Source organism: Aureimonas altamirensis, from assembly GCF_023702225.1.
Taxonomy (GTDB): domain Bacteria; phylum Pseudomonadota; class Alphaproteobacteria; order Rhizobiales; family Rhizobiaceae; genus Aureimonas; species Aureimonas altamirensis_B.
In genome coordinates, this window is record NZ_JAMQCO010000004.1 from 41689 (window position 1) to 56252 (window position 14564).

The window sequence follows — 14564 nt, forward strand, 5'->3', positions numbered from 1 at the left end:
CTTCTTCTCAAGTCCCGAGCCGTTGCCGGCAATCCGACGGGGCCGCGCGACCGCTGCCCCCAAACGCCATGCTACTCAGCCGCTTCAAGGATCGGGCTCGGACCCCTTTCGGCATTACGGGTGAATTCGTCGATCCGCCGCTCGATCTCCGGCCGGAAATTGCGGATCAGGCCCTGGATGGGCCATGCCGCCGCGTCGCCGAGCGCACAGATCGTATGGCCTTCCACCTGCTTGGTGATGTCGAGCAGCATGTCGATCTCGCGCTTCTGCGCGTTGCCGACGACCATCCGCTCCATCAGCCGCCACATCCAGCCCGTGCCTTCACGGCACGGCGTGCACTGGCCGCAGCTTTCGTGCTTGAAGAAATAGGAAAGCCGCGCGATGGCCCGCACGATGTCGGTGCTGCGGTCCATCACGATGACGGCGGCCGTACCGAACGAGGATTTGACCCCTCGCAGACCGTCGAAATCCATCGGGCAGTCTATGATATCCTCTGCCTTCACCACGGGGCAGGACGCGCCGCCCGGAATGACGGCCAGCAGGTTGTCCCATCCGCCGCGGATACCGCCCGCATGCTTTTCGATTAGCTCGCGGAAGGTGATGCCCATCGCCTCTTCCACGGTGCACGGCCGCTCGACATGGCCCGATACCATGAACAGCTTGGTGCCGACATTGTTGGGACGCCCGATGCCGGCGAACCACGCCCCGCCGCGCCGCAGGATGGTGGGGGCGACAGCCACGGACTCGACGTTGTTGACGGTGGTGGGGCACCCGTACAGGCCCATATTGGCAGGGAAAGGCGGCTTCAGCCGCGGCTGGCCCTTCTTGCCCTCGAGGCTTTCGAGAAGCGCGGTCTCTTCACCGCAGATATAGGCGCCGGCGCCATGATGGACGACGATGTCGAAGTCCCATCCGCATTTGTTGCCAAGGCCCAGAAGTCCGGCGTCATAGCACTCGTCGATCGCGAGCTGCAGCGCCTCGCGCTCGCGGATATATTCGCCGCGGACGTAGATGTAGGCCTTGTGCGCGCCCATCGCGAAGCCTGCGATGACGCATCCCTCGATCAGCGTGAACGGATCGTTCCGCATGATCTCGCGATCCTTGCAGGTGCCGGGCTCCGACTCGTCGGCGTTGATGACGAGATAATGCGGACGCTCGCCCACCTCCTTGGGCATGAACGACCATTTCAACCCGGTGGGGAAGCCCGCGCCGCCCCGGCCGCGAAGGCCGGAGGCCCTCATCTCGTTGATGATCCAGTCCCGACCCTTGTCGATGATGTCCTTGGTGCCGTCGAAGTGCCCGCGCGCCATCGCGCCTTTCAGGCTCTTGTCGCGCAAGCCGTAGATATTGGTGAAGATCCGGTCCTGATCCTGCAGCATCGTTCAGCCCTCACTCACCTTTCTCGGCCAGGCGCGCACGGGCCTGTTCGGCCCAGCCGTCACGCGCGGCCCGCCCGCCGAGCCCGAGCCGCTTGTCGACCCAGGCAAGCTCGGCTTGCGTCCAGCCGGCGACCTGGCTCAGACGATACACGCCGATCTCGTTCAGTGCGGCCTCGATCTTCGGCCCGACGCCGTTCAGCACCTTGAGGTCGTCGGCATCGGCAGGCACCTCGTGCAGGAGCCCGCCGGGCTCCCCTTCGGCAGCGGCCACGGCTTGCGGTGCATCGCCGCCGTCGACGGCCGACTTCTCGGCATCCGATTCCTTGCGGGCCGCACCGGTTTCGCCCTGCCGCGTACCGCCCGTCGTGCCGCCGCCGCCATTGGTGGCCGGGTCGGCGCTCGCGGCCTCCTCGGCCGCCGGGCTGGACTTGGCAGAATCCGGTGCCGGCCCCTTGATGGTCGGGTCGGTCTCTTCCGTATAGGTGTCCACGCGCGCAGCCTCGGACGGGGCGACGCCAGCCGCCTCGCCGGTCACGGAGGATCCGGAAGCGGGCCCGGACGCCTGGGCGCGCCCGATGTCGGCACTGTCGTCGAACGTGTTGAGCGTCGTCGCGCCGCCGATCGGCGCAGACAGATGCCGGTCGATCTGGGGGCCGACCGGAACCGAAGCCCCCTCGCCGGCCGCGAAGGCGTCGATGATCTCTTCGAGCCGCTCGGGCGTCAGATCTTCATAGGTATCCTTGAAGATCATGACCATCGGAGCGTTGACGCAGGCGCCGAGGCACTCGACCTCTTCCCAGGACAGGGTGCCGTCTTCATTGGCGTGGAACTGGTCGGGGTGGATCCGGCGCTTGCAGACGTCCTTCAGCGCGTCGGATCCGCGCAACATGCAGGGCGTCGTGCCGCAGACCTGGATATGCGCCCGCGTGCCGACGGGCGCCAACTGGAACTGGGTATAGAAGGTCGCAACCTCGAGAACCCGGATCAGCGGCATCGAGAGCCTGCCGGCGACATGCTCGATCGCGGCCTTGGTGACCCAGCCTTCCTGCTCCTGCGCGCGCATCAGCAGCGGAATCACCGCCGACTGCTGCCGGCCTTCGGGATACTTGCGGATCGTTTTTTCCGCCCAGCCCTCGTTCTCGCTGGAGAAGGAGAAACTCTGGGGTTGGACGGAATCTTCCGCGAGACGCCTGACGGACATCGGACCTCTACTTCAGAACGGTTACAACGTTCCATGTTGCGGCGCGTTCTATCATAGAACGCGCAAAACGCCAGCGGTCGAGACCGCATGGCCGGGTATGAAAACAGGCCGCCGCGCAAACCGCGCGGCGGTCGGCGAACCTTTCAGCGATCGACCTCGCCGAAGACGATATCGCACGAGCCCAGAATGGCCGATACGTCGGCCAGCATGTGCTTGCGGCACAGGAAATCCATCGCCTGCAGGTGCGAGAATCCCGGAGCCTTGATCTTGCAGCGATAGGGCTTGTTGGTTCCGTCCGCCACGAGATAGACGCCGAACTCGCCCTTGGGTGCCTCGACGGCGGCGAAAACCTCGCCCTCGGGGACGTGGAAACCCTCGGTATAGAGCTTGAAGTGATGGATGAGCGCCTCCATCGAACGCTTCATCTCGCCGCGCTTGGGCGGCACCAGCTTGCCGTCCACCGCCGATACCGGACCGACGCGGTCGCGGCCGGCTAGGCGCTCGATGCACTGCTTCATGATGTAGGTGGATTGGCGCATCTCTTCCATGCGGATGAGATAACGGTCGTAGCAATCCCCGTTCTTGCCGATGGGGATGTCGAAATCCATCTCGTCGTAGCATTCGTACGGCTGGCTCTTGCGCAGATCCCACGCCGCGCCCGATCCGCGCACCATGACCCCCGAGAAGCCGAGCGCCCATGCATCGTCGAGATCGACGACGCCGATATCGACATTGCGCTGCTTGAAGATGCGGTTGCCGGTCAACAGTTCGTCGATGTCGTCGACGCGCTTGAGGAACGGATCGCACCAGGCTCCGATGTCGTCCACCAGCTCGGGCGGAAGGTCCTGATGGACGCCGCCGGGCCTGAAATAGGCTGCATGGAGGCGCGCGCCGCAGGCCCTCTCATAGAAGACCATCAGCTTCTCGCGCTCCTCGAAGCCCCAGAGCGGGGGCGTCAGCGCGCCGACGTCCATGGCCTGGGTGGTCACGTTGAGAAGATGCGAAAGGATGCGCCCGATCTCGCTGTAGAGAACGCGGATCAACTGTCCGCGCGTCGGCACCGAGACGCCGGCCAGCCGCTCCACGGCAAGGCAGAAGGCATGCTCCTGATTCATCGGCGCGACATAGTCGAGCCGGTCGAAATAGGGAATCGCCTGCAGGTATGTCTTCGTTTCGATCAGCTTTTCGGTACCGCGATGCAAGAGGCCGATATGCGGATCGACCCGCTCGACGACCTCCCCGTCGAGCTCCAGCACGAGGCGCAGCACGCCGTGCGCGGCAGGATGCTGCGGCCCGAAATTGATATTGAAGTTTCTGACGTCGATCTCAGCCATGTTACGATCCCTGACCCGCCGCGAAGGCGGCCATCACTTCGGCCCCGGTGAGTTTGCGCGTGTCGTTACGGAAGTCGTAGAGCGCCGGCTTCTCGTCGATGAAGATCTCTTCGGTGAAGCTGAACGAGGCGATGTCTTCGAATGCGTGCACCGACACCATCGTCTCGCCGCCATCGCGCAGGCGCCAAAACAGGCTCGTCCCGCAATCGGCGCAGAAGACGCGCTCGCCCCACTGCGACGACGCGAACGCCTTCAGGGACGACTCGTCCTCCACCGACACGCTGTCGCCGCACGGAACGGCCATGAAGACGCCGCCTGTCCACGTCCGGCACATGCTGCAATGGCAGACATCCATCTCGGGCTTGCGAGGCGTCGCGGTGAATCGTACCGCGCCGCACAGGCAGCGCCCCGTCAGCGCCAGGGGGTTGGAGGCAGACTCGCTCATGTCAGTTCGCCTTCTCGTCGCCGGGCAGGACGTATTCCGGCCCTTCCCAGGGAGACAGGAAGTCGAAGTTGCGGAACTCCTGGCGCAACTCGACCGGCTCGTAGACCACACGCTTCAACTCTTCGTCGTAATGCACCTCGACGAAGCCGGTCAGCGGAAAGTCCTTGCGCAGCGGATGGCCCTCGAACCCGTAGTCCGTCAGCAGGCGGCGCAGGTCCGGATGGCCCGAAAACAGGATGCCGTACATGTCGAAGGCTTCGCGCTCGTACCAGTCGGCGCCGGGGAACACGCCGGTCGCCGACGGCACGGATTCGTCTTCCTCCAGGCGCAGCTTGACGCGTATGCGCTGGTTATGCCGCGGCGAGAGGAGATGATAGACGACCTCGAACCGCTCGGCGCGCTGCGGGTAATCCACACCGCAGATATCGGTAAAGTTCTTGAACAGGCAGGACGGATCGTCGCGGAGGAAGGTGAGCACGGAGACGATGTCTGCGGGGGCGACCCGCAACGTCAGTTCCCCGAAGGCGACCTTGCTTTCGACGATCTTGCCGCCGATCTGCGATTCCGTGAGATATTGGGCCAGTTCTTCCATTAGTCCTGACCCTCAACGCTCGATCGTGCCGGTACGGCGGATTTTCTTCTGCAGCAGCAGCACCCCGTACAGCAGGGCCTCGGCCGTCGGCGGGCAACCGGGAACGTAGATATCCACGGGCACCACGCGGTCGCAGCCACGGACCACCGAATAGGAATAGTGGTAGTAGCCGCCGCCGTTGGCGCAGGACCCCATGGAGATCACGTAGCGCGGCTCGGGCATCTGGTCGTAGACCTTGCGCAGCGCCGGGGCCATCTTGTTGGTCAGCGTGCCTGCCACGATCATCACGTCCGACTGGCGGGGACTGGCGCGCGGCGCGAAGCCGAACCGCTCGGCGTCATAGCGCGGCATCGACATCTGCATCATCTCGACGGCGCAGCAGGCAAGGCCGAACGTCATCCACATGAGGGATCCGGTTCGCGCCCACTGGATGAGGTCTTCCGTCGAGGTGACGAGGAAACCCTTGTCCGCAAGCTCGTTGTTGACGTCCGTCACGAAAGGGTCGGACGCCGGGGCGACGGTCAGGTTGGACCGATCGAGAACGCCGGAGGAACTGTCGTTCAATCCCATTCGAGGGCGCCTTTCTTCCATTCATAGACAAAACCGACCGTCAGCACGCCGAGGAACACCATCATGGACCAGAAGCCGGCCCAGCCGAGATCTCCGAACGTGGCCGCCCAGGGAAACAGGAAGGCGACTTCCAGGTCGAAGATGATGAACAGGATCGACACCAGATAGAAGCGGACGTCGAACTTCATGCGCGAGTCGTCGAAGGCGTTGAAACCGCACTCGTAGGCGGACAGCTTTTCGTCGTCCGGGGCCTTGAAGGCCAGCAGGAACGGCGACACCAGCAAGGCGACGCCGATCAACAGCGCCACGCCCACGAAGATGACGATCGGCAGATAAGAGGCGAGAAGTTCGTTCAACGGGATCAACCTTCCGAACCGCGACCGTATGGAGCCCAGGCTCCGTTACGACACAAGCATTTCGACGCTGACGTCTGACATATGCGGATACGATGCCGATTCAACCGCCTGGTCGATCCCGCACCGCAGCGCGATGGCGGACGATTAGACCCTTCCTAAACTTCACGCAAGTGACCGCGTCATCAAGCTTTTGGATCGATGCGACGAAGCCCATGACGAGTCCTCGTTTTGCGATGCATCGCGATCGTCGTCGTAAAATTTCTGGAGATCATTACAGGAGAGAATGGCGCGAGTGACGGGGCTCGAACCCGCGACCTCCGGCGTGACAGGCCGGCACTCTAACCGACTGAGCTACACCCGCGCTTGGCGCCGGCGACTGCTTGCGTCGGCGGCGTGAGCGGTCGTTTAAGGGAGCCCCGCCCCCCTGTCAAGCAGATCGCGAACCGTTCGAAACTTTCTTCCGTCGAAGACGCCATTTCAATGACTTAGGACCGGCCGTCGATACGCTCGCCTCCGGCGAATCGATGCAGGCGCACGAATCGTCCTGCGCCGTTCAGCGCCCTGAAAAGATCGGCTTGCAAATCAGGGGACGAACCGGTAGGCAGTCGCTCCAGACGCGGCCTCGACATGGCGCGCGGGCGATTAGCTCAGTTGGTAGAGCGCCTCGTTTACACCGAGGATGTCGGGAGTTCGAGTCTCTCATCGCCCACCATTCCCCCTGCATCTGAAGCGCGCATCTTTCGACCGAGCCTGCGGCCGATGGCCTTTCCGTACGCGGCGCCCGGTACGGCGCCCGCCATTGCGGACATGACGGACAGATGGAAGAGTTGCATGACCTCGGCATCGCCCAAGGGGGTGAGCCAGTAGGTCAGAATTGCGGCGCAATAGGCGAGCAGCCCGCCCAGGAGCGTTGCGAGCATGAGTCCGGTGACGGCCACGTATCGGCTTTGCCAGACCATGCAGAGCCATGTCGCCAGGCCGAAGCCGAATGCCGAACCCGTAGCCGTCACCAGAGCCATCGCTTCACCTCCCAGTGGAGCGACGCCATCCGACACCGAAAATCGGCCGGGACCGAGTCCGGCAATATTGGAAAACGGCCATGAAAAAGGGGTGGACACAGAAGGCGCCCACCCCTTTTGGCCGGCCTCGAGGACCGGCAAACCTGTCTGCCTGAAGCTTAGCGCTTGTTGACGGCGTCCTTCAGGCCCTTGCCGGGCGTGAACTTCGGCACGTTGCGTGCCGGAATGTCGACTTCCGCACCCGTCGACGGGTTGCGACCCTTGCTGGCCTCGCGACGCGAAACCGAGAAGGTGCCGAAGCCGACGAGACGCAGGTCGTCACCGCCCGAGAGCGCACCCTCGATCGAGGTGAAGACGGCGTCGACCGCTTCGGTCGCCTGTGCCTTGCTGAGACCGGCCTTTTCAGCCACGGCCGAAACGAGTTCATTCTTGTTCATCAGTTATCCTCCTGACTACGGCGCACCGCACCGGTTGGGTGCAGACGATGGTCAAAAGCGCCCCATCATTCAAGCTCTGCAAGCCCCGAAAGCCCGCAAAACTGGCCTTTCCGCACAAAAAATGCCGCCCGAAGGCGGCATTTTTCCACTTTGTGTCGCAAATGCGGCCTAGTGGGCCGTCGTCACGGCCGTATCGTCGGCATTGTCGACCGCAGGAAGCGGGTGCGCCGACTCATCCCAATCGATCGGTTCGGGCTGACGAACCAGCGCATGCTTGAGCACCTCGCCGATGCGGGACACCGGCACGATCTCCAGATTGTTCTTCACATTGTCCGGAATATCGACCAGATCCTTGGCATTGTCCTCCGGGATCAGGACCTTCTTGATCCCGCCCCGTAGCGCGGCAAGCAGCTTTTCCTTGAGCCCGCCGATCGGAAGCACGCGACCGCGCAGCGTGATCTCGCCCGTCATGGCGATATCCCGGCGCACCGGAATGCCCGTCATGACCGAGATGATGGACGTCGCCATCGCCACGCCCGCCGAGGGTCCGTCCTTGGGCGTCGCGCCTTCCGGCACGTGCACGTGGATATCCCGGCGGTCGAAGAGCGGCGGCTCGATCCCATAATCGACCGCACGGCTGCGCACGTAGGATGCGGCAGCGGAGATCGATTCCTTCATCACGTCGCGCAGATTGCCCGTCACGGTCATGCGGCCCTTGCCCGGCATCATGACGCCTTCGATGGTCAGCAGCTCTCCGCCGACCTCCGTCCAGGCCAGACCGGTCACGACGCCGACCTGGTCGTCGGCCTCCACCTCGCCATAACGATAACGCGGCACGCCGAGATAGTCGGAGATGTTCTCGGCCGTCACGTCCACTCGCTTGGTTTCGCCCTTCAGGATCAGCGTCACCGCCTTGCGGGCGAGCGTCATGACCTCACGCTCGTATGAGCGTACGCCGGCTTCACGCGTGTAGCGGCGGGCGATCTCGCGCAGGGCGTCGTCGCCGACCGAAAACTCGTTCGGCTGCAGGGCATGGTCACGGATGGCCTTGGGCAGCAGATGCCGCTTGGCGATCTCCACCTTCTCGTCCTCGGTGTAACCCGCGATGCGGATGATCTCCATCCGGTCCATCAGCGGCCCGGGGATGTTCAGCGTGTTGGCCGTGGTCACGAACATCACGGACGAAAGGTCGAACTCGACCTCGAGATAATGGTCCATGAAGGTCGAGTTCTGCTCCGGGTCCAGCACCTCGAGAAGCGCCGAGGAAGGATCGCCCCGATAGTCCTGGCCCAGCTTGTCGATCTCGTCGAGCAGGAACAGCGGATTGGCCTTCTTGGCTTTCTTCATCGACTGCACGACCTTGCCGGGCATGGAGCCGATATAGGTGCGCCTGTGGCCGCGGATTTCCGCTTCGTCGCGGACGCCGCCCAACGCTACGCGCACGTATTCCCGGCCCGTCGCCTTGGCGATGGACTTGGCAAGAGACGTCTTGCCCACGCCCGGAGGTCCGACGAGGCAAAGGATCGGACCCTTCAGCTTGGACTGGCGGCTCTGCACCGCAAGATACTCGACGATGCGCTCCTTGACCTTGTCGAGGCCGTAATGCTCGGCATCCAGCAACGCCTCGGCCTTCTTCAGGTCGATCTTGGCGCGCGAGAACTTGCCCCAGGGCAGGCCCAGCAGCCAGTCCAGGTAATTGCGGACCACCGTCGCCTCGGCCGACATCGGGCTCATCTGCCGAAGCTTCTTCAGCTCGGCATTGGCCTTCTCCTTGGCCTCCTTCGAAAGGCGCGTCTTCTTGATGCGCTCCTCGATCTCGGCCATCTCGTCGCGGCCTTCCTCGCCGTCGCCGAGCTCCTTCTGGATGGCCTTCATCTGCTCGTTCAGATAGTACTCGCGCTGCGTCTTCTCCATCTGCCGCTTGACGCGGGAACGGATGCGCTTCTCCACCTGCAGGACGGAAATCTCCGACTCCATGAAGGCCAGCGCCTTTTCGAGCCGCTCGCGCGTCCCGACCAGGGTCAGCATCTCCTGCTTTTCGGAAATCTTGATCGCCAGATGCGAGGCGACCGTATCGGCCAGCTTGGAATAATCGTCGATCTGCCCTGCCGCGCCAACGACTTCGGGCGAAATCTTCTTGTTGAGCTTTACGTAATTTTCGAACTCCGAGATCACCGAGCGCGCCAGCGCCTCGATCTCGACCGGATCTTCCGCGCGAGGCGGCACGATGCTGGCCACCGCCTCGTGCCACTCGGCACGGTCGGTGAAGCGGTCGATATGCGCGCGCGAAATCCCTTCCACCAGCACCTTGACGGTCCCGTCGGGCAGCTTCAGCAGTTGCAACACGTTGGCAAGCGTACCGATCTCGTAGATGGCGTCGGGCGCCGGATCCTCGTCGGTGGCGTTACGCTGCGTCGCCAGCAGGATCTGCTTGTCCGCACCCATCACCTCCTCGAGAGCCTTGATGGATTTCTCGCGCCCCACGAACAGCGGCACGATCATATGCGGGAATACGACGATGTCCCGCAAGGGGAGCACCGGGTACAGGGTCTCGGGAGAGCCGGCTTGTACCGTTTGATCGATGGACATCAACTATCCTTTCTGCGGCGAAGCCGCCTTGGGCCAGCCTGCCGGGCCTTCGTTCAAGCACCCGGCGCGCCGCCCACTACCAATCTCAATGTGGTCTCAAACCAACCGACATTCAAGCGTCATGCTGCCTTGCAAAAACGCCCGTCGCCGGGGCAGGAAACGCGACAGGCCCGCGCCGCTGGGTGCGACGCGGGCCTGTCGGATAAGAAGGCGCCGCTATCCCTTGCGGGCCGCGGACGCCGCAAACGTCTGCGTCAGGCGCTGACGTTCTCCTTCTCGTCCTTACGGTCCGCGTAGATGTACAGGGGCCGGGCGTTGCCCTCGATGACATCCTCCGAGATGACGACTTCCTGGACGCCTTCCAGCGTCGGCAGGTCGAACATCGTGTCCAGCAGCATGGCTTCCATGATGGACCGCAGGCCGCGCGCGCCTGTCTTGCGCTCGATGGCCTTGCGGGCGATCGCCTTCAAGGCATCCTCGTGGAACGACAGCTCGACATTCTCCATCTCGAACAGCCGCTGATACTGCTTCACCAGCGCGTTCTTCGGCTGCACCAGGATCTGCACGAGAGCGACCTCGTCGAGATCCTCGAGCGTTGCCAGAACCGGCAGACGGCCGACGAATTCGGGGATGAGGCCGAATTTGAGGAGATCCTCCGGCTCGACCTGGCGGAACAATTCGCCCGTGCGCCTGTCTTCCGGCGACAGGACGTTGGCGCCGAATCCGATCGACGTCTTGCGGCCCCGGTCCGAAATGATGCGATCCAGCCCGGCGAAGGCGCCGCCGCAGATGAACAGGATGTTCGCGGTATCGACCTGAAGGAATTCCTGCTGCGGATGCTTGCGGCCGCCCTGCGGCGGCACGGACGCGACCGTTCCTTCCATGATCTTCAGGAGGGCCTGCTGGACGCCCTCGCCCGACACGTCGCGCGTGATGGACGGGTTGTCGGATTTGCGGCTGATCTTGTCGATCTCGTCGATGTACACGATGCCGCGCTGCGCCCGCTCGACATTGTAGTCGGCCGACTGCAGCAGCTTGAGGATGATGTTCTCGACATCCTCGCCCACATAGCCGGCTTCCGTCAGCGTGGTGGCGTCGGCCATGGTGAAGGGGACATCCAGGATGCGGGCCAGCGTCTGGGCAAGCAACGTCTTGCCGCAGCCGGTGGGGCCGATCAGGAGGATGTTCGACTTGGCCAGCTCGACATCGTTGTTCTTGGCCGCATGGGCCAGCCGCTTGTAGTGGTTGTGCACCGCGACAGACAGGACCTTCTTCGCGAAGGACTGGCCGATCACGTAATCGTCCAGAACCGCGATGATCTCCTGCGGGGTGGGCACGCCCTCCCGCGACTTCACCATGGAAGACTTGTTCTCTTCCCGGATGATGTCCATGCACAGCTCGACGCATTCGTCGCAGATGAAGACCGTCGGCCCCGCAATCAGCTTGCGGACCTCATGCTGGCTCTTTCCGCAGAAAGAGCAATAGAGCGTGTTCTTGGAGTCGCCGCCGCTGATCTTGCTCATGTTCCGTTCCTTCCGCTCGGGAACCGCCTTTGCGGCGGTTCCGCCGGTGGGCTGCACGGAAAAGCTATTCGCTTAGCCGGGCGCCCACAATATGACCTTCGGGCCCAATCCGCATTCCAATGGGCGAATGTGACAGTTTTGCTCGAACCCACGTTAGCCGCGGCAGCTTGACCGACACTTGCTTCGTGTCGCGCCGCCGCGGCCGACGCCGTCACTGCCCGCTGGAAAGCGCGGCTTCGAGCGCATCGCGCGACGAGTAGACCTTGTCGATGAGGCCGAAGGACTGGGCTTCCTCCGCCGTCATGAAATGGTCACGGTCGAGCGTGCGTTCAATGGTTTCGTAGTCCTGGCCCGTATGCTCGACGTAAACCTCGTTGAGGCGACGCTTCAGCTTGATGATGTCCTGGGCATGGCGTTCGATATCCGAAGCCTGGCCCGAGAAGCCGCCCGAGGGCTGATGCACCATGATACGCGCGTTGGGCGTCGCGAACCGCATGTCCTTGTGGCCCGCGCACAGAAGAAGCGAGCCCATCGAGGCAGCCTGCCCGACGCACAGCGTCGATACGGCCGGCTTGATGAACTGCATCGTATCGTAGATGGCCATGCCGCTCGTCACCACCCCGCCGGGCGAATTGATGTAGAGGGCGATTTCCTTCTTGGGGTTTTCCGCCTCGAGGAAAAGGAGCTGCGCGCAGATCAGCGTGGCCATCGAATCCTCGATGGGGCCGGTCACGAAGATGATGCGCTCCTTAAGGAGACGGGAGAAAATGTCATAGGCCCGTTCGCCGCGATTGGTCTGCTCGACCACCATCGGTACCAGGTTCAGCGCGGTTTCGAGTGGATGCTTCATGAAATTTGGCTTCCGTCTACGTTGCCGCCTCCCGGCGATCATGACCGGTAAGCCAGAATCACGACGGGGGCGTCTCCTCCTGTAGATAGGGCCGAAGCCGCACCTTGTGCAAGACGCCCCACCCCCCGCACGGGGGCCTGTCCTGACGACCTTGTGAATAGTCGTGATCGCCGCCGGGTTGGACTGGCCGGCGGCAATTCGGCAGCAAGGCGCATTCGAACAGGCAATAAGGGAGGCGATATTGCTGTCGCGAGACTATCGAGACATTATCGGAGGTGCGCTGCTGTTGGCGGCGGGCGTGTGGATCGCGCTCTATGCGCAGGGCACGCTGGACCTCGGCAGCGTGCGCCGGATGGGCCCGGGCATGTTCCCCGTCGCCATCGGCATCATACTGGCGCTGTTCGGCGTCGCCATCATGATACCGGCCTGTTTCCGGCAGGGCACGTTCGAGGATATCGAGATCCGTTCCACCCTGGCGGTGCTGGCCAGCATCGCGGCCTTCGCGATGCTCATCCGGCCCTATGGCCTCATTCCGGCCATCGCCGCGCTCGTCGTCGTCGCCACGCTTGCCGAGCGCACCTTCCGTCCGGTGTCCATCCTGGCGAGCATCGTCGTGATGGCGACCCTGGCCTGGCTGATCTTCAAGGCCGGCCTGGGCCTGCCGCTCACCATGGCGCGGTGGCCGCACTGATGGACCAGCTATACGGCAATATCGCCCTGGGCCTGTCCACGGCCCTCAGCCTCAACAACCTCTTCTACTGCTTCGTCGGCGTCTTCCTGGGCACCGTCGTCGGTGTCATCCCCGGCCTCGGCGCGCTCGCAGCAATCTCGATGCTGTTTCCCATCACCTTCCATCTGGATGCGACCGCGGCGCTGATCATGCTTGCCGGCATCTGGTACGGGACGAGCTATGGCGGCAACACGGCCTCCATCCTGCTGAACATCCCCGGCACGCCGGCGAACGCCGTCACCTGCCTCGACGGGTACCCGATGACCAAGCAGGGGCGCGGCGGCGTCGCGCTGCTGATGACGACGGTCGCCTCCTTCGTCGGCGGAACCATAGGCATCATCCTGATGATGCTGTTCGCGCCAACCATCGCGGCCTATGCCCTCTCCTTCGGATCGGCCGATTACTTCGCGCTCATGGTGCTGGGCCTCGTCGCCGCCTCGACCATTTCGGACGGCTCGGCCATCAAGGGGCTGGCCATGGTGGTCCTCGGCATCGCATTCGGCTGCGTCGGCATGGACATCTATTCCGGCGGCCAGCGCTTCACCTTCGGCTGGCTCGAACTCGCCGACGGCATCAGCCTCGTCGCGCTGGCGATGGGCCTGTTCGGCGTATCGGAGATCATCGTCGGAATCCGCAACGTGTCGGCCAATGCCATCGACCGCTCCAGCGTGACCCTGAAGGCCATGAAGCCCACGAAGGACGATCTGCGCCGCTCCATCGGCCCGATGGCGCGCGGCACCGGCATCGGCTCCTTCTTCGGGACCTTGCCGGGCACCGGCCCATCGGTCGCCGCCTTCATGGCCTACGCCGTGGAGAAGCGGGTGGCGAAGGACAGGTCGCGTTTCGGCAAGGGCGCGATCGAGGGTATCATGGCGCCCGAATCGGCCAATAACTCCGCCGACCAGACCTCCTTCATCCCGACGCTCGCGCTTGGCATTCCCGGCAGCCCCACAATGGCGCTGATGCTGGGTGCGCTCATCATCCACGGCATCGCGCCCGGGCCGCAACTGATGACCGAGCAGGCCAGCCTGTTCTGGGGCCTCATCATGAGCTTCTGGATCGGCAACCTCCTGCTGGTGGTGCTGAACGTGCCGCTGATCGGACTATGGGTCCGGCTGCTGCTGATCCCCTACCACCTGCTGTACCCGGCCGTGCTGATGTTCATCTGCATCGGCGTCTACACGGTGAACAACAACCCGTTCGACGTCTGGCTGGTCGTCTTCTTCGGCGGCCTCGGCTACCTCATGCGGCTTCTGGACCTGCCGACGGCCCCGTTGCTGCTGGGCTTCGTCCTGGGGCCCCTGATGGAAGAGCATTTCCGCCGCGCCATGCTGATCTCGCGGGGGAACCTGATGACCTTCGTCGAGCGGCCGATCAGCGGCACGGTCCTGGCCATCACCGCGCTTATCCTCATCTGGAGCGCATGGGCGGCCTATTCCGTCTATCGCCGCGAGCGCCGGCTGCAGGCGGCCGAGGCCTGAGGCCATACCGGCAGACATGAAAAGGGCCGCTTCGTTTCCGAAGCGGCCCTTCGTGTAT

General features: G+C 63.6%; 13 protein-coding genes and 2 tRNA genes. 3 read left to right on the forward strand and 12 right to left on the reverse strand.

Annotated elements, in window-relative coordinates; all coding sequences use genetic code 11:
- Window positions 1-71 precede the first annotated feature (71 nt).
- The 8 genes from nuoF to NDN16_RS07770 all read right to left on the reverse strand — a co-directional run bounded on the left by nuoF (window position 72) and on the right by NDN16_RS07770 (window position 6238).
- Window positions 72-1379, reverse strand: coding sequence for an NADH-quinone oxidoreductase subunit NuoF (gene nuoF, locus NDN16_RS07735; protein ID WP_251113057.1), 1308 nt, complete (start codon window positions 1377-1379; stop codon window positions 72-74).
- Window positions 1380-1389: 10 nt separating this feature from the next.
- Window positions 1390-2580 carry an NADH-quinone oxidoreductase subunit NuoE gene (gene nuoE, locus NDN16_RS07740; protein WP_251113058.1) on the reverse strand — a complete coding sequence of 397 codons (1191 nt, stop codon included), beginning with the start codon at window positions 2578-2580 and terminating at the stop codon, window positions 1390-1392.
- A 143-nt stretch (window positions 2581-2723) separates the two neighbouring features.
- Complete coding sequence (locus NDN16_RS07745) at window positions 2724-3914, reverse strand: NADH-quinone oxidoreductase subunit D (protein WP_251113059.1); 1191 nt, start codon at window positions 3912-3914, stop codon at window positions 2724-2726.
- Between the two features lies 1 nt (window position 3915).
- The gene (locus tag NDN16_RS07750; protein ID WP_251113060.1) at window positions 3916-4359 is read right to left on the reverse strand and encodes a GFA family protein; all 444 of its coding nucleotides are present in this window, start codon (window positions 4357-4359) and stop codon (window positions 3916-3918) included.
- 1 nt (window position 4360) lies between these two features.
- Window positions 4361-4951, reverse strand: coding sequence for an NADH-quinone oxidoreductase subunit C (locus tag NDN16_RS07755; RefSeq protein ID WP_251113061.1), 591 nt, complete (start codon window positions 4949-4951; stop codon window positions 4361-4363).
- Window positions 4952-4963: 12 nt separating this feature from the next.
- A complete protein-coding gene (locus tag NDN16_RS07760) occupies window positions 4964-5542 on the reverse strand; it encodes a NuoB/complex I 20 kDa subunit family protein (RefSeq protein WP_251113062.1) in 579 nt (192 codons plus the stop codon).
- Window positions 5512-5877 (reverse strand): NADH-quinone oxidoreductase subunit A, encoded by a 366-nt coding sequence (locus tag NDN16_RS07765; RefSeq protein ID WP_251113063.1) that lies wholly within the window; start codon window positions 5875-5877, stop codon window positions 5512-5514. Before NDN16_RS07765 ends, NDN16_RS07760 begins: the two co-directional genes overlap by 31 nt.
- A gap of 284 nt (window positions 5878-6161) precedes the next feature.
- Window positions 6162-6238: transfer RNA gene (locus tag NDN16_RS07770), tRNA-Asp, on the reverse strand.
- A 275-nt stretch (window positions 6239-6513) separates the two neighbouring features.
- Between NDN16_RS07770 and NDN16_RS07775 the strand changes: the two genes are divergently transcribed.
- Window positions 6514-6589 (forward strand) — tRNA-Val (locus NDN16_RS07775).
- A 465-nt stretch (window positions 6590-7054) separates the two neighbouring features.
- On the opposite strand, the gene hupB is transcribed toward NDN16_RS07775, so the two are convergent.
- From hupB to NDN16_RS07795, 4 genes are all read right to left on the reverse strand, one after another.
- Window positions 7055-7333 (reverse strand): DNA-binding protein HupB, encoded by a 279-nt coding sequence (gene hupB, locus NDN16_RS07780; protein ID WP_039190084.1) that lies wholly within the window; start codon window positions 7331-7333, stop codon window positions 7055-7057.
- A gap of 168 nt (window positions 7334-7501) precedes the next feature.
- On the reverse strand, window positions 7502-9922 hold the full coding sequence (lon, locus tag NDN16_RS07785) for an endopeptidase La (RefSeq protein WP_251113064.1): 2421 nt from the start codon (window positions 9920-9922) through the stop codon (window positions 7502-7504).
- A 254-nt stretch (window positions 9923-10176) separates the two neighbouring features.
- On the reverse strand, window positions 10177-11445 hold the full coding sequence (clpX, locus tag NDN16_RS07790) for an ATP-dependent Clp protease ATP-binding subunit ClpX (protein WP_251113065.1): 1269 nt from the start codon (window positions 11443-11445) through the stop codon (window positions 10177-10179).
- 211 nt (window positions 11446-11656) lie between these two features.
- The gene (locus NDN16_RS07795; protein WP_251113066.1) at window positions 11657-12295 is read right to left on the reverse strand and encodes an ATP-dependent Clp protease proteolytic subunit; all 639 of its coding nucleotides are present in this window, start codon (window positions 12293-12295) and stop codon (window positions 11657-11659) included.
- A 163-nt stretch (window positions 12296-12458) separates the two neighbouring features.
- On the opposite strand from NDN16_RS07795, the gene NDN16_RS07800 reads away from it, so the two are divergent.
- Both NDN16_RS07800 and NDN16_RS07805 read left to right on the forward strand, forming a co-directional pair.
- On the forward strand, window positions 12459-12986 hold the full coding sequence (locus tag NDN16_RS07800) for a tripartite tricarboxylate transporter TctB family protein (protein WP_353050204.1): 528 nt from the start codon (window positions 12459-12461) through the stop codon (window positions 12984-12986).
- Complete coding sequence (locus tag NDN16_RS07805; protein ID WP_251113068.1) at window positions 12986-14506, forward strand: tripartite tricarboxylate transporter permease; 1521 nt, start codon at window positions 12986-12988, stop codon at window positions 14504-14506. The genes NDN16_RS07800 and NDN16_RS07805 overlap by 1 nt, the downstream gene beginning before the upstream one ends.
- Window positions 14507-14564 lie beyond the last annotated feature (58 nt).